The sequence below is a fragment of the Rickettsia sp. MEAM1 (Bemisia tabaci) genome, from assembly GCF_002285905.1.
GTDB lineage: Bacteria > Pseudomonadota > Alphaproteobacteria > Rickettsiales > Rickettsiaceae > Rickettsia.
The window spans coordinates 1325672-1343109 of record NZ_CP016305.1 but is presented as its reverse complement, the minus strand read 5'-3'; the positions used below and the strand labels follow the sequence as shown (position 1 = coordinate 1343109).

Sequence of the window (17438 nt, the reverse complement as noted above, 5' to 3'; positions counted from 1 at the left end):
TTTATATCAAGAAATATGAGAAGTTATAGAAAGAATAGTCATAGTCAGTATGATTTAAAAGTGCATCTTATATGGATACCAAAATATAGGAAGAGAATATTGATAGGCAAAGTATCGGAAAGGACTAGAGATTTACTGAGGCAGATTTGTATGGAACATGAAGTACATATAATTTCAGGGAAAATATCATGTGATCACGTACATATGTTTATCTCATATAAGCCGCAAATATCTCTTAGCAAGTTAGTACAGTATTTAAAAGGCATTAGCTCAAGAATTTTATTGCAAGAATTTACTCATTTACGAAAACAATTTTGGGGCAATCATTTGTGGGCTAGGGGCTATATGGCAGTCAGTTCAGGTAATATAACTGATGAAATGATACAGCACTATATTGATGAACAGGAAGGTGAACCTGTGAATGATGATCGATTTCTAATCGATTCCACTTTATAACCCCTCAGCTTATAGCTGAGGGTTGTTTAGTTGATCCATTTTTATTCTATTCTGCTTATTCATTTGTAATGAATACTAATCTTGATAATATTCCAATGATTAATTTAGGAAGAGTAAAATATTTACCAGCTACCAGAGCTATACTTGCTCCATATGGTTTAGAGTGTGGTTTAGTTAATCATTTTGTTATTGATGATAAATATATACAACTTAATATTAACTATGGAAAAAATCAAAAATTTAAGTCTTATGGTGTTGGAATTAAGGCAAATAACTTAGCAAAATTTGATTTTATTTCTTTAGGTTTAGAAGCTGCTTATTGGAACCAGCCTAAAATGCTAACTGCTACTCCTTTAAAGGAAAAATGTAAAAAAGGTGGCTTTGGAGCTGTTAATTTTGAACTTAGCTTAAATGATACATTTAAAATAGTTGGTTCAGGTGGTTATAAAACAGCAGGATTTATAGAGGGTATGCCTTTAAAATCTTCAGCTATAATTAAAGCGGGTCTAAAACTGGATTTATAAGCCTTAAAATAATGAGTACCAGAGATGAAAAGCTGTTTCCATCTCTGGTACAAATTAAATAATTATTTTTTATTATTCTTAAGTGTATATATAATCATAATATTAAATAATAATATATAATTATATATGCTAACTATTCTAGAGAAATTTTTATTTTCCTCTATCAAAGCTTTTATTAATATTCGTGAAGATACTATAGCTGCCCTTAAAAGGCTTGGTATTAGTAATATTCGTGATTTGCTATTTTATTCCCCTGTTTCTTATCAAACAAAAACATTATCACCTAATCTAACAGAGGTTAGAGAGGGAGATTTAATTCAAGTAGAAGTAATAATTGAAAGCGTTAATCTACCGAATAAAAGCCATCAACCTCTAAGAATTACAGCAAGTAATGATACTGGTTCATTGCTATTAGTATTTTTTCATAAACCACCACCATTTATTTTTAATAAACTGAAAGTTGGAACTAAGCATATTATCAGTGGTAAGGTACAGTTTTTTGATCATCACTTACAAATTTCTCATCCTGAATTTATCGTTAATCCTAAGCTTACAAAGGAACTAGAGCCTATTTATTCTTTGACATACTTAATTAGTAACAAGCAATTATATTCATATATCATAAAAGCAATAGATATGTTTGAAGAGAAATGTAAAAGTTTAGAAAATAAGGGGATAAAGGAGTATTTAGAGGAGGTGTTGGAGAGTGTAAAGGCGTTGCATGCTCTTCGTCATTGCAAGGATTTGTCATCCCGTGGCTCTCAGTGTCATCCCCGCGAAAGCGGGGATCTAGAAAGAAAAGTACTGGATTTCCGCCTACGCGGGAATGACATAAAAGGAAGTAGGGATGACATAAAGAGTAATCTAGCCGCTAAAGAACTCATCGCTAACCAGATATCTTTATTTAAAGCCCGCACGCAAATAGCAGGAAAGCATGGTAATATTTACCCTAAAGCGGAGCAGGTTCAAGCTAATATATTAAATAGCCTAGGGTTTGAGTTAACTTCTTATCAGCAGCAAGTAATAGAAGAGATAGAGAAAGATCAGGCTAGCGGCATTGAGATGATGAGATTACTACAAGGTGATGTTGGATCAGGTAAAACTTTAGTAGCACTGCTTACCATGACGAATGTAGCAGTTTCAGGGTTTCAGGCAACATTAATGGCACCGACTGACTTACTTGCCAATCAGCATTATGAGTTTTTTATTAGAGCTTTGAAAAATACCGATATAAAAATTGGATTACTTACTGGTAAAATACTTGGTTCGGCTAGAAAAAATATTATGATGCAACTTGAAAATGGTAAAATTGATATATTAATTGGTACTCATGCTTTATTTCAGGAAAAGGTAAGTTTTAAGAAACTTGGTTATATAGTGATAGATGAGCAGCATAGATTTGGCGTGCAGCAAAGACTTGATCTAATAAATAAAGGTAAAAATCCCGATGTTTTAGTTATGACCGCAACACCGATTCCAAGAAGCCTTGCCCTTACTATGTTTGGGGATATGACTATATCTAAGTTCCAAGGAAAGCCAAAAAATCGTGTGCCTATTGCAACAAATACTATGTCTATCAATAAAATCGAACATATTTTAGAAGCAATAAATAAGAAGCTTGTTGCAGGCGAGCGAATATATTGGATATGTCCATTGATAGAGCAGGCAAAAACCTCCGATGTCATACCGCAGCTCGACCGCAATATCCAAAAAACAACTGATAATGCTAATAATTTTGACTGGATCCCGTGTACAAGCCACGGGATGACATCAGAGGAAGAGGACAGCCTATTAATGGATGTAATGAATCGTTTTAATTCGATTGAGAATATTTATAAGGGGTGTACTGGTATTATCCATGGTAAGATGAAAAATGAGCAGAAAGATGCTATAATGAAGCAATTTAAGGATGGTAAAATTAAGATATTAGTTGCAACAACTGTTATTGAGGTCGGGATAGACGTGCCTGAAGCAACATTAATTATTATCGAAAATGCCGAGCGTTTCGGGCTTGCTCAGCTCCATCAGTTGAGAGGTAGAGTAGGGCGTGGTAGTTTACAATCATATTGTATATTGCTATATAACCCTAAAAGACTTGGTAAAGTTGGGCGTGGTAGATTTGAGATAATGAAGCAAACTAATGATGGATTTTATATTGCCGAGCAGGATTTAAAACTAAGGGGTAGTGGTGAGATTCTAGGTGTAAAGCAAAGCGGTGAGATGGATTTTTTCTTTGCTGATTTAGCAAGAGATTATGACCTGTTACTTAAAGCTAATAAGTTTGCTGAAATAGGTGCAAATGGTAATGCAGAGTTTATTGATTTCCAAATTAAACTATTTGCAAAATCACAGATTAGCGAGTTTGTGTAAATATATTATTTGCTTTTTTTCTTTATTATTGGTAATATGCGATTTGTTATTTAATCCTGTCATCCCGTGTAGGAATTGTTGCGTAAATCGAAAAACGTGATCGGTGTCATCCCGTGGCTTGTCCACGGGATGACAGAGGAAAATGATCACGCAACAATGCCATGCGTGGATGACATTAATAATATTGGCTGGGTAGCAAAGTGGTAATGCCGTGGACTGCAAATCCTCTATTCGTCGGTTCGATTCCGACCCTAGCCTCCATCTAAAATTAAAAATTTTATGGAATTTATTTCACAATTCCTAGAAATGTTACTCGCTGAGCGAGCATTATCAAAAAATTCCATACTTAGTTATAAGGGCACCGTCAAGTTAAGTAAATTAGTGTCACAAAGTACTATATTTTTAGATTTCAGACAGCAAGAAGTCTTTGAGTAGCTTCATCCCAAATGGATTTAGCGGACGCAAATGCAATTCTTTGCTCAGATGCTGTTTTAGTATATCTTCCAACGGCACCGTCAAGTTAAGGGAGGTATAAATTAAGTATTGAGCAATTACAGGGAATGATTTATAGAATAGCAGTAACAATTTATCCTAGATTTTACCGCTATGCATATTACTCAAGCCCCGAATAGACATCGTTTTCCAGCAAGCATTATTAGCCATACAGTATGGTTATATCATCGCTTTAATAATAGTTACCGAGATGTTCAAGAGCAGATGGCTTATCGAGGTATTATATTAAGTCATGAGACTGTAAGGTTTTGGTGTTATAAGTTTGTAGTTTATTTTCAAGATGTTATTAGTAAGAGAGAGCGAAAGCCAACTGATAAATGGCATTTGGATGAGATGAATATCAAGATCAAAGGTGAAGTATTCATATTATGGAGAGCTGTTGACTCTGAGGGACATGAATTAGAAGTATTACTGCAGAAGCGTCGTAACAAGAAATCAACTATTCGCTTTTTATCAAGATTATTGGGTCATTATCCATGTCCAAGGGTTATTGTGACTGATAAGCTAAAAAGCTACATTAAACCAGTTAGGTATATGTGTCCTAGGACTAAGCATCGTACCGATAAAAGACTAAATAATCGGATTGAGAATGCCCATCAGCCAACTAGGAGAAAAGAGAAGATACTGATTAAATTTAAGCATCCTAATTCAGCACAATGTACATTATCACTGATGGGAAAAGTCAGAAATATATTTGCTGTAAATGTTGGAAGATATACTAAAACAGCATCTGAGCAAAGAATTGCATTTGCGTCCGCTAAATCCATTTGGGATGAAGCTACTCAAAGACTTCTTGCTGTCTGAAATCTAAAAATATAGTACTTTGTGACACTAATTTACTTAACTTGACGGTGCCGTTGTTTATGTTATTTTTATTCTTAACTATTTTTACAACTTACACAAACTTCCTGACACCCTCTCTCGTTAAGCCACCTGAGATTGCTTCGCTGAAACTTAAAGTTTCTTCTCGCAATGACGGGGCTTTTTTAATAACTGTCCGGTACTATTGATTTATGAATTAGATCCAGTTAAAAATACTAATAAAATTAGTATTTTTTATTATTTTTTTTGGATTGCCACGCTCATTTCATTCGCATAGCTCAGACGACTCTCGATCTATGCAAGTAAGCCTTATGCGGGAATAACATAGAAGACTTCCAACAATATTCTTAGTTACATATCTTAAATGCCTGTACTGTGTTTTTAAGTAAGAAAGCAATAGTCATGGGACCGATGCCGCCCGGGACAGGGGTAATATATTTGACTTTAGATTTAACATTTTCAAAATCGACGTCGCCAACGATTTTATTACCGCCGATTCTATTAATTCCTACGTCAATTACTAATGCATCTGGTTTAAAATATTCAGAAGTTAATTTTAGAGGTGAGCCGATAGCCGCAACAACAATATCGGCTTTGGAGGTAATAGAACTTAAATTCTGTGATTTAGAGTGGCAAATAGTTACACTGCAATCCTCTTTTAAGAGTAATGCACTCAAAGGTTTGCCAACGATATTTGAGCGTCCAACAATTACGGCGTTTTTACCGCTTAAATTCGGTTCATGTTTCTTAATTACTTCAAGGCAACCAAGAGCAGTGCAGGGTACAAATCCGCTATCAATTCCGCTATGTAAATAACCAACATTCAAAGGATGAAAACCATCAACATCTTTAGAATGTAAGATGGCAGATAAGATTTTATTTTTGTCTATAGATTCTGGTAAAGGAAGTTGAACTATAATTCCTGAAACATTTTGATCAAGATTTAATTCATTAATTTTTGCTATTAAATCTTCTGTTTTTATAGTAATAGAAAGATTTAATAACAGCGTATCAATACCTATTTTATTAGCATGTTTTATTTTATTTTTGACATAAATAATACTTGCAGGATTGTCACCAACTAAGACTATTGCTAGTTTTGGTGATTCTCCTGTTTTATCCTTAAGCCTTTGAACTTCATGCTTTAATTCACTTAATATCTCATTTGCTAAAGCTTTACCATCAATTACGTTATTCACTTTTATTTTTCTCTCTGAAACTTATTTATAGTGTTGTTATATGGGTTATATGTCATTCCTGCGAAAGCAGGAATCCAGTATAAAGCGAGATAAATCGAGCTTTTAATTTTAGAAACTTGCTATATTTGTACTTTTTTCTGGATTCCTGCTTTCGCAGGAATGACATATAAGATGCTTTTCGTTCCATGCAAGCAAACATAACGCTACATAACACTATAGTGATATTTAGAATGTTTTCTAAGTCATACAATATTTATTATTGAGTATACTTAGTAGTAGAATATTCAAAATGTAAAGCTTTGCCATCAAATACTTTACCATAAGCGTGATGAAGGCTGCTTGCTGCTTCAGCAAAACCGGTAAGAATTAGTTTAAGCTTACCGCTATAATGAGCAATGTCACCAATAGCATATATACCTAGAATGTTAGTTTGGTAATGTACAGGATCAACTTCAATATGATGAAGCTTTATATCAAGCCCCCAATTTACTAAATTACCTAGTTCCTGCTTTAAACCAAAAAACGGTAATAATATATTAGCATCTAATTTACGTGTATTATTTTGTAAGTCTCTAACTATAACTGATTGAAGTTCGCTATTATTTTCCTCTAATGAATCTAGTTGATAGCTGGTAACTAACTCAATTTTTCCACTTTCTGCTATATCTTTTAATTGTCTCAAATTCTCATTTGCTGCTCTAAATTTATCACGTCTGTGAACTAGATATATTTTATTAGCAATTTCAGAAAGAGAAATAGCCCAATCAACAGCAGAATCACCGCCACCTGCTATAACTATATTTTTACCTGTAAACTTACTGCGGTTATTAACAAAGTAAAAAACTGATTTATTCTCAAATTCTTCAATATTTGCAAGAGGAGGCTTATTAGGACCAAATGAGCCAGCTCCAGCTGCAATAATGATTACTTTGCTTTTAATAACAATATCTTTTGAGGTTTTTACTTCAAAAAATTCACCTTCTTTTTTTAATTCTACCGCTTGTTGGTTTAAGTGATAAACCGGATTAAACGGAGCTGCTTGCAATTCTAATTGTTTTATTAGATCTGCTGCGGCAATTTTAGGGTAGGCTGGTATATCGTAAATAGGCTTTTCAGGATATAGAGTAATACACTGACCGCCTATAACCTCTTGTGCATCGATTACATGGCACTTCATTCCTAACATTCCTGCTTGAAAAATAGCAAATAATCCAACAGGACCTGCCCCTATTATTAAAACATCAGTATTATGCATTATTTTTTATATTTGATTTTAAAACAGGATTTTATTGAATATTGGCGAAATAATCAATTTATTATTAATTATAATGTTTAAATAGATATTGATTTAATATGCCCTAACTTAGCCCGGCACCGTCAAGTTAAGTAAATTAGTGTCACAAAGTACTATATTTTTAGATTTCAGACAGCAAGAAGTCTTTGAGTAGCTTCATCCCAAATGGATTTAGCGGACGCAAATGCAATTCTTTGCTCAGATGCTGTTTTAGTATATCTTCCAACATTTACAGCAAATATATTTCTGACTTTTCCCATCAGTGATAATGTACATTGTGCTGAATTAGGATGCTTAAATTTAATCAGTATCTTCTCTTTTCTCCTAGTTGGCTGATGGGCATTCTCAATCCGATTATTTAGTCTTTTATCGGTACGATGCTTAGTCCTAGGACACATATACCTAACTGGTTTAATGTAGCTTTTTAGCTTATCAGTCACAATAACCCTTGGACATGGATAATGACCCAATAATCTTGATAAAAAGCGAATAGCTGATTTCTTGTTACGACGCTTCTGCAGTAATACTTCTAATTCATGTCCCTCAGAGTCAACAGCTCTCCATAATATGAATACTTCACCTTTGATCTTGATATTCATCTCATCCAAATGCCATTTATCAGTTGGCTTTCGCTCTCTCTTACTAATAACATCTTGAAAATAAACTACAAACTTATAACACCAAAACATTACAGTCTCATGACTTAATATAATACCTCGATAAGCCATCTGCTCTTGAACATCTCGGTAACTATTATTAAAGCGATGATATAACCATACTGTATGGCTAATAATGCTTGCTGGAAAACGATGTCTATTCGGGGCTTGAGTAATATGCATAGCGGTAAAATCTAGGATAAATTGTTACTGCTATTCTATAAATCATTCCCTGTAATTGCTCAATACTTAATTTATACCTCCCTTAACTTGACGGTGCCGTTGAATTTAATGAAGAAGGAGATCTAACAATTAATTTTCCTAATTCAATATTGCAGCTTTATAAACTATTAGTTAATAATTTTTATTTGAAAAAGTTTAAAGATGATGAAACTCAGAAAAAAATATATAATTTATATCAAAAAAATTTAAAAGATGAAAGTAAAGATGAGTTAGAAAATCATTATGTTAAACAGAGCTTAGCAGAAAGTACAATGTGTTTATTTATAAGTAAATATATTAATGAGCATGATCTAAATAAAGTATTTAAGTTGCCTATATTTAAACGCAAATTAGATAATTCATTAGAATTAGGATATCCAGACAATAAAGATACTAGAGTAATAGTAGTTAATAAAGTATTAAATGATATAGATGGTATTTATATTAGTAATTTAGTATCTTCAGATATTTTAGAATCAGTAATGTATAGTAAATTAGATGATGAAATAATTACAGTAAAAGTTTTAGGAACTATTGAAACAGAATTATGACCTACGAGCTACTATCCTAAAATTTTAGTGATATAGTCAGTAAAAATTCATGGTAATTAGTTTATTACATATTTAATATAATTGTGTCATTAAGTTATTACCATATATGTCAAAAGAATCAAAGAAGAATCAAAATTCTATTACAAATAAAAATCTAGCAGATTTAGTTATTGAAGAATTAGAAAATGAGAATTTTGATTTAAAAGTTTTAGAAAAAATACAGCAAGCCTTTAGTACTGCAAGTAAGCAAAAGCAGAGAGAAGCTTTTATAACTATTATAAATACAAATCTTAAAAATAATCAGTTACATAAACTAAACAACCCTCAGCTATAAGCTGAGGGGTTATAAAGTGGAATCGATTAGAAATCGATCATCATTCACAGGTTCACCTTCCTGTTCATCAATATAGTGCTGTATCATTTCATCAGTTATATTACCTGAACTGACTGCCATATAGCCCCTAGCCCACAAATGATTGCCCCAAAATTGTTTTCGTAAATGAGTAAATTCTTGCAATAAAATTCTTGAGCTAATGCCTTTTAAATACTGTACTAACTTGCTAAGAGATATTTGCGGCTTATATGAGATAAACATATGTACGTGATCACATGATATTTTCCCTGAAATTATATGTACTTCATGTTCCATACAAATCTGCCTCAGTAAATCTCTAGTCCTTTCCGATACTTTGCCTATCAATATTCTCTTCCTATATTTTGGTATCCATATAAGATGCACTTTTAAATCATACTGACTATGACTATTCTTTCTATAACTTCTCATATTTCTTGATATAAATTCATTGCTAAAGCAATTTCATTATATCTTCCCTTCGCCTAAAGGCGAGGGATTTTTGATCCCCGAAGGGGGGCATTAAATAGGGCAGTAATGGAACATGCAAGCGAGCTAATGCCGGCTAATGACCCGAATTTTGTTTGTCGTACTACTGATAATAAAATTGGGGGAGAATTATTATTATTAGAGGCAAAACGTCATGGTATGAAAGCCGAACTTAACTCCAAGTCAGAACTACAGCCTCTTAATATCAAAAATATACCTCAAGAAATATTAAACCATTATTTCGTTCTCAAACAAAAATTTTATCCCCAAAGGGGGCACCGTCAAGTTAAGGGAGGTATAAATTAAGTATTGAGCAATTACAGGGAATGATTTATAGAATAGCAGTAACAATTTATCCTAGATTTTACCGCTATGCATATTACTCAAGCCCCGAATAGACATCGTTTTCCAGCAAGCATTATTAGCCATACAGTATGGTTATATCATCGCTTTAATAATAGTTACCGAGATGTTCAAGAGCAGATGGCTTATCGAGGTATTATATTAAGTCATGAGACTGTAAGGTTTTGGTGTTATAAGTTTGTAGTTTATTTTCAAGATGTTATTAGTAAGAGAGAGCGAAAGCCAACTGATAAATGGCATTTGGATGAGATGAATATCAAGATCAAAGGTGAAGTATTCATATTATGGAGAGCTGTTGACTCTGAGGGACATGAATTAGAAGTATTACTGCAGAAGCGTCGTAACAAGAAATCAGCTATTCGCTTTTTATCAAGATTATTGGGTCATTATCCATGTCCAAGGGTTATTGTGACTGATAAGCTAAAAAGCTACATTAAACCAGTTAGGTATATGTGTCCTAGGACTAAGCATCGTACCGATAAAAGACTAAATAATCGGATTGAGAATGCCCATCAGCCAACTAGGAGAAAAGAGAAGATACTGATTAAATTTAAGCATCCTAATTCAGCACAATGTACATTATCACTGATGGGAAAAGTCAGAAATATATTTGCTGTAAATGTTGGAAGATATACTAAAACAGCATCTGAGCAAAGAATTGCATTTGCGTCCGCTAAATCCATTTGGGATGAAGCTACTCAAAGACTTCTTGCTGTCTGAAATCTAAAAATATAGTACTTTGTGACACTAATTTACTTAACTTGACGGTGCCATCAGGTGCAGTAATATCTTCAGTTGATAAAGATAAGCAGAAAAACCTAAAAGAATTAAAGGAAAATTTTAAAGAATTGAAGAAATTAAAAAATCCAGTATTGCCGTCGAAAATTAAACAAACTAAATCTAAAACAAAAGCAAATCCTCCCTTGCCTAAAATCTAGAGTTTTTTATTTATGCTACACCAAAAAGACGTGAGCAAGACTTAAAAAGGTGAGGAAGCCTAAAGCATCGGTTAGGGTAGTTAGGAAGACGCCAGAACCAGCAGCTGGGTCAATATCGAAATAGTGCAGTAATATAGGAATAGCAGAGCCAAATAACCCTGCTACTAGAAAGTTTAAGATTACAGCAATAGCAAAAATTACGCTAAGATTAAGGTCCGTCAACATCACAAAACTAAGTCCTGCACCGATAATGGCCAGCACGAAACCGTTAAAACCCGATACGGCTATTTCTTTTAAGATTATTTTACTTACGTTACTATAATGAATATCTTTATTGGCAAGTGCTCTAACCGTAACTGTCATAACTTGCGTACCTGCATTGCCGCCCATAGAGGCTACAATAGGCATAGTAGCTGCAAGTGTTACAAGCTTTGCAATAGTATCATTAAAATGATTAATAATAAGCGAAGTCATGCAAGCGGTAATCAGATTAACAAATAACCATGGAAAACGATGTTTTACTGTATAAAAGAAATTAAAAAAGGTATCTTGTGTATGTACACCGCTTAGCGATAATATATCCTTTTCGGCTTGTTCTTCAATAATATAGATTATATTGTCAATAGATACGCTACCAATTAATTTACCATTTTTATTGACCACTGGTACTATAGTTAAAGCATATTGTTTAAAAATGAAACTAAGTTCATTTAAATCGGTGAAACTATCAGCCAGTTTAAAATCTTTACTCATTAAATTTTTCACCAATTCATTTTTTTCATGCTTAATTAAAGTACTAAGCGAGATGATACCGATAGGACGCAGTTTATTGTCTGTAACAATAGCAGCGTGGAAGTCATTTTTGACAGTTTTTATAAAATTTAACGACTCTTTAACAGTCCAATTTTCTTGAAGATTAACAAAGTCTCGCTCTATTACCCTTCCTACTGTATTTTCTGGATATGTACACCCAATAGTGATTTGATGTTTTTTTTCTTTAGAAAGATTGCTTAATATTAAATCTTTAATATCATCATCTAAGTCAATTACAACTTCAATAGCATCTTCTATATCTAGCTTATCAATTAATTCTGCTGATTTTTTTATGCCAAGAGTTTCTATTATTAAAGGTTTGCTGTAAGCATTTAGTGAAACTAAAGTTTCAGGTTTGATTTTGTCTTGTAGTAGTGGAATGATTATTTTGTAGATTTTAGGACTTAAATTATCTAAGAAATCAGCTAAATCAGCATAATGAAGTTCTGCAAGCATACTAGCCGCAGCATTATAATTATGATCTTCTAATAAATCATTAATTTGATCAAAAATTTCAGCAAATTGATCATGATGATCAGGTAATATGCTTTTGAACATACTGAAATTAGGCATAATCCATTACCTATAGTCAATTGATTTGAACGCATGTAGCAGGTTGTTCGTCGTCTTGCCTATTATTATAAGCTCTACCCTCACGCCTGTCACAAAATTCAACTGAATTGACTATAATAGTCTGGCTTGCAGACTTATTTAATTATAATTATTTACTGGTTAGTTAGGTTTGACGTAGAAGTAGAATGGTGTACGATTTGTTAATCAATATAAATTACAGAACAAAAATAAGCAATAGTTTTTTAACTATGCTCAATAATAGAACCTCGTTTATCTACTCTTTAAATTTATCAGATGTATTCTTATAATAGAAAAGCTTGTATAATACTCTCTTACTAGTTACAATAATAAAATTATGTCAGATAGAAAAGAGCATGATAAGTTTTTTCAGCAAGCTTTAGCAAATCCATTAATAGCTAAAGAATTCTTTGAGGAATACTTACCAACTGAAATAAAAGTTTTATTCTTGTCCTCTACTTTAAAATTGGAAAATGATAGTTTTATAGAGCCAAGCTTAAAAGAAACTATTACAGATGTTTTATATTCTGCTAAAATTAATAATAAAGATGGTTATATATACATTTTGTGTGAACATCAAAGTAGTTCTGACCCTCTTATGGCTTTTCGCTTGTTCAAATATATGTTAAATATTGCTGAAAGACACTTAAATTCACATCCCAATTCTAAGAAGTTTCCTTTTATATATCCGTTAGTATATTCAAATGATCATAAAAAATATACTGCTTCTCTTAATTTATGGGACTTGTTTGAAAATAGCGAGCTGGTAAAAGAAACTTGGAGCAACGATTATCAACTAATCAACTTGTTTGATATTCCTGACGAACAATTAAAAGAAAGACCTTGGCTTGCTCCTTTACAAATTCTAATGAAATATATAAATGAGCCTGATTTATTACCAAGATGGAAACAACTAGCCGATACTTTACCAGAGTTTGCTGACTCTAATAGTGGAGTTGATTATGTACAATCAGCCGTATCGTATACTTTGACTAAAATAAAAGAAAATGATAAAATAGAATTGGAAAAAATACTTAAATCACATTTAAATCCTGAATTAGGAGCAAATATTATGGGAAATTTAGCACATCATTGGGAACAACAAGGTATCGAAAAAGAAAGAGCTAGAATTAAAAAAGAAAAATTTACTATAGCTAAAGAAATGATGGCTAATAAAGAGCCTTTAGAAAAAATTATTCAATATACCAAGCTGAAAAAAGAAGAGATTGAGAAGTTAAAGTAGATTTAAAAGTCAATGATATGGTGCGGTCGAGAAGACTTGAACTTCCAATCTTTTTACAGAACAGCACCCTCAATGCTGCGCGTCTACCAATTTCGCCACGACCGCTTAAAGCTTCTTATATAACAGATTATTAGTATAACATCAATAGAGTTCTTTTTTGTCATTCCTAGCTAAAAGCGAGAATCCAGAAAAAAGTCTGTCATACCGCGACTTGATCGCGGTATCTTAGGACATATTCTATGGCATAAGATCCCGTGAATAAATCACGGGATGACAATTGGAAAACCGATCCATGCAACAACGCCCGCTCGCCATGACGTCATTAAGACAAACTTACTACAAAACTCGGCATAACCGATTGTTTTTCAGCTGCTTTTCTTAAATTAGATAGCTTATCATCAATATTATCAAACTCGAGGTGATAATCTCTAGAATTACCTGTTAAAACTAAACCTGAATCTATGCCAAGCCAATTAGCTGCAAGTATATCAGTATAAAAAGTATCACCTATCATTAATATACGATTCTTAGTTACACTAGGACATTCTTGCAAAACTTTGCTATATATCTCTTCGTAAGGTTTACCGCTATAGATTACTTTACCGCCTAGCTTTATTATTTTCTGAGCATAATAACCGCTACAATATCTATAAATTCCGTGTTGATTTATCCCAAGGTCAGGATTAGCACAAATATTGATTATCTTGCGTTCTACGACAATTTTAAATAGCTCATCAAATTCGTTTAAATCTAAATTTTTACTTTCATCTCTATAAATTGTCATTAGGAGAATATTAGCTTTTTGAATATCATCAGTGATAGGGCACTGTATGCCGTTTATGATATCATTTTCTAGATGACCTAAATGATATATTATCGGCTTTTCAATACCAAAACGCTCTTTACTCTCTAAAATCATCTGTACAGCTACTTCACCAGAGCTAATAATCATTTCTGGCTTAGCATTTAATCCCCAAGATTTGAGTGTCTGATGTAGAGGAAAAATATTTCGTGGAGCATTAGTAACAAAATATACTTTTTTCTGCTCAATAATTTTATTAATATTCTGCACAACATTAGGGTAGGTGTGACCGCTTTCGACTATTACGCCCCAAAGATCAAACAAAAATACGTCATAATCATCCATCACATCAAAAATATTTTTTAACTTTAATTTATCCATTGTTATCTCATCATATTTACATTTACTAATCTGATAAGTTCCGTTATAGTTATTTTTATTGTTTCTAGCAACAAATAAAAGTATACTCGTTTTATTTATCTTAATAATATAATATGTCGGAATTTGAAGAAAAGTTGAATGAATCATCATATGGTGCTGATTCTATTAAGGTTTTAAAGGGTCTTGAAGCTGTAAGAAAAAGACCAGGAATGTATATCGGTGATGTCGGTGACGGATCTGGTTTACATCACATGATTTATGAGGTAGTCGATAATGCTATCGATGAGGCATTAGCTGGTTATTGTGATTTAGTAAGAGTCGTTTTAAATAAAAACGGCTCGGTAACCGTATCTGATAACGGGCGAGGTATACCTGTTGAGATTCATGAGGAAGAGGGTATATCGGCAGCTGAAGTAATTATGACGCAGCTACATGCCGGTGGCAAGTTTGATCAGAATTCTTATAAGGTTTCCGGTGGTCTGCACGGTGTTGGCGTATCGGTTGTAAATGCTCTTTCTGATTGGCTTGAGCTACGTATTTGGCGTAATAATACTGAACATCTTATTAGATTTAATAACGGGATAACAGAAGCACCGCTTGCAGTTGTTAAAGAAAATGTAGACAAAAAAGGTACAGAAGTTACTTTCTTCCCATCAGTAGAAACCTTTACTAATATAGAATTTGATTTCAATATAATAGAACATCGTCTTCGTGAGCTTGCTTTCCTAAATTCTGGAGTAAAGATTTTACTAACAGATAATAGATTTGAAGAAGTAAAAGAAGTAGAATTTTATTATACAGGCGGAATTGAAGCTTACGTAAAATATTTAGATCGTGCAAAACACGCTGTTCATTCATGTATCGTAGTTAACGCAGATAATACTGAATCCGGTATAAGTCTTGAGCTTGCTATGCATTGGAATGATTCTTATCATGAGAATATATTGTGTTTTACCAATAATATTAGACAACGTGATGGCGGAACTCACCTTAGTGCATTTAAATCAGGGATAACACGTGTTATTACCGCTTATCTTGAAAATACCAGTCTTAATAAAAAAGCGAAAAATGCTTTTAGTGGTGAAGATACTAGGGAAGGGCTATGTTGCGTACTTTCCGTTAAAGTTCCTGACCCTAAATTTTCCTCCCAAACAAAAGATAAACTGGTAAGTTCTGAAGTAAGACCGATTGTTGAAAATGCTGTTTATACCAAAGTTCTTGAGTGGTTTGAAGAACATCCAGCTGATGCAAAGCTCATTATAAACAAGATTATGGAGGCAGCTAATGCTCGTGAAGCTGCTAGAAAAGCAAGAGAATTAACTAGAAGAAAATCAGTATTAGAAGTATCAAACTTGCCAGGTAAGCTTGCAGATTGTCATGCCAAAGATCCAGCAGTTTCTGAGCTATTTATAGTAGAGGGAGATTCAGCGGGTGGTACAGCAAAGCAGGGTAGGGATAGCAAAATTCAAGCTATATTGCCTTTGCGTGGTAAAATCCTAAATGTTGAACGTACAAGGTTTGATAAAATGCTTGGCTCGGATCAAATTGGTACATTAATTACGGCTCTTGGAACAGGCGTTGATAACCGAGAATTCTCGCTTGAAAAACTAAGATATCATAAAGTTATTATTATGACCGATGCTGACGTTGACGGATCGCATATTAGAACTTTATTACTTACGTTCTTTTACCGCCATATGCCAGAGCTGATAAATAAGGGATATTTATATATAGCACAACCACCCCTTTATAAGGTAAAAAAGGGGTCAAGTGAGCTTTACTTAAAAAATGAGCAAGCACTGCAAGATTATTTAGTAAAATCAGCAATTAGCGATGCTACTTTAACTTTAGATAATAAAGAGCAGTTGGCAAACGAAAATCTGGAAGAGTTAATGAGTAAAGTGATAAAGTGCAATAGCTTACTTGATCATGCTAGCAAAAAATTTAACCGCTCTATCATTGAAATTTTGGCAATTAATGATCTACTTAATAATAAAATATTTGATGATGAAAGTGATTCAAGACTTAAAAAAGCTTTAAATGCGTTAAATAGTTTAGAGCAGTCACCCGATAAAACGGATTGGGAAGTTTTAAAACATGAAAATAAAATAGAATTTTTCCGTTTTAGTAGAGGCTTAAAAGAGCGTAAAATATTCCTAAGAGAGCAGTTAGAATCATTCGAATTTATAAATATATCAAAACTTGCTCTAACAATTTTTGATCTATTTAATAAGCAATTAAAGCTAGTAGTAAAAAACCAAGAATTTGATATTTTAACTCCTAGCATATTGCTAAATACTATTATAGATTGCGGAAAAAAAGGTATCAGTGTTCAACGCTTTAAAGGACTTGGTGAGATGAACTCAGATCAGTTATGGGATACTACCCTTGACCCTAAAAAAAGAACTTTAATGCAGGTAAGAGTAGCAGAAGTCGATGAAGCTGAAGGTATATTCTCTACGCTAATGGGTGATGTAGTCGAACCTCGTAGGCAGTTCATACAATCGAATGCATTAAATGTTGTGAACCTGGACGTATAGTATACTCGTTTTATTTGAAAAATTGGCTACGTTGTCTTTTACTGATAATCCTCACGTAGTAGTTCTACGCTGCGGTTATCAGCTTCAAGACGCCTTGCTCTTTTCCAAATAAAACTTCGTCTACTTACTCTTCATATTAAAAATATGTATATTTTTCTTGCGGTTTACATGTCATTCCTGTGGAGGCGGGAATCCAGAAAAAAGTCTGTCATACTAGCTAGCTTGACTGCGGTATCTCAGGACACATTCTATGGCACAAGATCCCGTGATCAAGTCACGGGATGACAATATAATTGACTGGATTCCCGCCTCCGCGGGA

At 33.3% G+C, this 17438-nt stretch carries 18 protein-coding genes, 2 tRNA genes and 3 pseudogenes; 14 read left to right on the top strand and 9 right to left on the bottom strand.

Annotation, left to right across the window (positions count from 1 at the left end; genetic code table 11):
* The first annotated feature begins 15 nt into the window (after positions 1-15).
* The 6 genes and pseudogenes from tnpA (BA173_RS07360) (at position 16) to BA173_RS09055 (ending at position 3785) form a co-directional block, all read left to right on the top strand.
* Positions 16-456, top strand: a complete 441-nt coding sequence (gene tnpA, locus BA173_RS07360; protein ID WP_095568239.1) for an IS200/IS605 family transposase — start codon at positions 16-18, stop codon at positions 454-456.
* Between the two features lie 68 nt (positions 457-524).
* The gene (locus BA173_RS08710; RefSeq protein WP_232505934.1) at positions 525-980 is read left to right on the top strand and encodes a hypothetical protein; all 456 of its coding nucleotides are present in this window, start codon (positions 525-527) and stop codon (positions 978-980) included.
* A gap of 126 nt (positions 981-1106) precedes the next feature.
* Positions 1107-1704, top strand: a pseudogene (locus BA173_RS09060) (ATP-dependent DNA helicase RecG); the annotation flags it as partial.
* Positions 1705-1835: 131 nt separating this feature from the next.
* A pseudogene (locus BA173_RS07345) lies at positions 1836-3350 on the top strand (ATP-dependent DNA helicase RecG); the annotation flags it as partial.
* Between the two features lie 186 nt (positions 3351-3536).
* A tRNA-Cys gene (locus BA173_RS07340) sits at positions 3537-3611 on the top strand.
* Positions 3612-3629: 18 nt separating this feature from the next.
* On the top strand, positions 3630-3785 hold the full coding sequence (locus BA173_RS09055) for a site-specific integrase (RefSeq protein WP_157064477.1): 156 nt from the start codon (positions 3630-3632) through the stop codon (positions 3783-3785).
* Here BA173_RS09055 and BA173_RS08085 read toward each other — a convergent pair.
* Positions 3753-3935, bottom strand: a complete 183-nt coding sequence (locus BA173_RS08085) for a hypothetical protein (RefSeq protein ID WP_157738098.1) — start codon at positions 3933-3935, stop codon at positions 3753-3755. The genes BA173_RS09055 and BA173_RS08085 overlap by 33 nt on opposite strands.
* Positions 3936-3956: 21 nt before the next feature.
* Between BA173_RS08085 and BA173_RS07330 the strand changes: the two genes are divergently transcribed.
* A complete protein-coding gene (locus BA173_RS07330; protein ID WP_095568336.1) occupies positions 3957-4667 on the top strand; it encodes an IS6 family transposase in 711 nt (236 codons plus the stop codon).
* A gap of 365 nt (positions 4668-5032) precedes the next feature.
* On the opposite strand, the gene folD is transcribed toward BA173_RS07330, so the two are convergent.
* From folD to BA173_RS07310, 3 genes are all read right to left on the bottom strand, one after another.
* Positions 5033-5884: a bifunctional methylenetetrahydrofolate dehydrogenase/methenyltetrahydrofolate cyclohydrolase FolD gene (folD, locus tag BA173_RS07325; RefSeq protein WP_016948300.1), complete on the bottom strand. Its 852-nt coding sequence runs from the start codon at positions 5882-5884 to the stop codon at positions 5033-5035.
* A gap of 256 nt (positions 5885-6140) precedes the next feature.
* On the bottom strand, positions 6141-7139 hold the full coding sequence (locus tag BA173_RS07315; protein ID WP_016948299.1) for an NAD(P)/FAD-dependent oxidoreductase: 999 nt from the start codon (positions 7137-7139) through the stop codon (positions 6141-6143).
* Positions 7140-7306: 167 nt separating this feature from the next.
* Positions 7307-8017 (bottom strand): IS6 family transposase, encoded by a 711-nt coding sequence (locus BA173_RS07310; protein WP_095568335.1) that lies wholly within the window; start codon positions 8015-8017, stop codon positions 7307-7309.
* Positions 8018-8166: 149 nt separating this feature from the next.
* On the opposite strand from BA173_RS07310, the gene BA173_RS09050 reads away from it, so the two are divergent.
* Both BA173_RS09050 and BA173_RS07300 read left to right on the top strand, forming a co-directional pair.
* Positions 8167-8607, top strand: a complete 441-nt coding sequence (locus tag BA173_RS09050; protein WP_410528028.1) for a DUF5410 family protein — start codon at positions 8167-8169, stop codon at positions 8605-8607.
* Positions 8608-8713: 106 nt separating this feature from the next.
* Positions 8714-8941, top strand: coding sequence for a DUF5410 family protein (locus BA173_RS07300; protein WP_068042214.1), 228 nt, complete (start codon positions 8714-8716; stop codon positions 8939-8941).
* Positions 8942-8950: 9 nt separating this feature from the next.
* On the opposite strand, the gene tnpA (BA173_RS07295) is transcribed toward BA173_RS07300, so the two are convergent.
* On the bottom strand, positions 8951-9391 hold the full coding sequence (tnpA, locus tag BA173_RS07295; RefSeq protein WP_095568239.1) for an IS200/IS605 family transposase: 441 nt from the start codon (positions 9389-9391) through the stop codon (positions 8951-8953).
* A gap of 90 nt (positions 9392-9481) precedes the next feature.
* On the opposite strand from tnpA (BA173_RS07295), the pseudogene BA173_RS07290 reads away from it, so the two are divergent.
* Positions 9482-9736: pseudogene (locus tag BA173_RS07290) on the top strand (DUF5410 family protein); the annotation flags it as partial.
* Here the strand turns inward: BA173_RS07290 and BA173_RS08865 are convergent.
* Positions 9677-9799 (bottom strand): hypothetical protein, encoded by a 123-nt coding sequence (locus tag BA173_RS08865; protein WP_257789548.1) that lies wholly within the window; start codon positions 9797-9799, stop codon positions 9677-9679. The pseudogene BA173_RS07290 and the gene BA173_RS08865 overlap by 60 nt on opposite strands.
* Before the next feature lie 21 nt (positions 9800-9820).
* Between BA173_RS08865 and BA173_RS07285 the strand changes: the two genes are divergently transcribed.
* Positions 9821-10531, top strand: a complete 711-nt coding sequence (locus BA173_RS07285) for an IS6 family transposase (protein ID WP_095568327.1) — start codon at positions 9821-9823, stop codon at positions 10529-10531.
* Between the two features lie 41 nt (positions 10532-10572).
* The gene (locus tag BA173_RS07280; protein WP_157064468.1) at positions 10573-10749 is read left to right on the top strand and encodes a hypothetical protein; all 177 of its coding nucleotides are present in this window, start codon (positions 10573-10575) and stop codon (positions 10747-10749) included.
* Between the two features lie 15 nt (positions 10750-10764).
* On the opposite strand, the gene mgtE is transcribed toward BA173_RS07280, so the two are convergent.
* Positions 10765-12135 carry a magnesium transporter gene (gene mgtE / locus BA173_RS07275; protein WP_016948622.1) on the bottom strand — a complete coding sequence of 457 codons (1371 nt, stop codon included), beginning with the start codon at positions 12133-12135 and terminating at the stop codon, positions 10765-10767.
* A gap of 355 nt (positions 12136-12490) precedes the next feature.
* Here mgtE and BA173_RS07270 point away from each other — a divergent pair, with 355 nt between their 5' ends.
* Positions 12491-13396, top strand: coding sequence for an Rpn family recombination-promoting nuclease/putative transposase (locus tag BA173_RS07270; protein ID WP_068041582.1), 906 nt, complete (start codon positions 12491-12493; stop codon positions 13394-13396).
* 18 nt (positions 13397-13414) lie between these two features.
* Here the strand turns inward: BA173_RS07270 and BA173_RS07265 are convergent.
* Together BA173_RS07265 and BA173_RS07260 are read right to left on the bottom strand one after the other, a co-directional pair.
* Positions 13415-13501 (bottom strand) — tRNA-Leu (locus BA173_RS07265).
* Positions 13502-13718: 217 nt separating this feature from the next.
* On the bottom strand, positions 13719-14579 hold the full coding sequence (locus tag BA173_RS07260) for a TIGR01459 family HAD-type hydrolase (RefSeq protein WP_068041587.1): 861 nt from the start codon (positions 14577-14579) through the stop codon (positions 13719-13721).
* A 113-nt stretch (positions 14580-14692) separates the two neighbouring features.
* On the opposite strand from BA173_RS07260, the gene gyrB reads away from it, so the two are divergent.
* Complete coding sequence (gene gyrB, locus BA173_RS07255) at positions 14693-17119, top strand: DNA topoisomerase (ATP-hydrolyzing) subunit B (RefSeq protein ID WP_068041579.1); 2427 nt, start codon at positions 14693-14695, stop codon at positions 17117-17119.
* Positions 17120-17438: the final 319 nt, after the last annotated feature.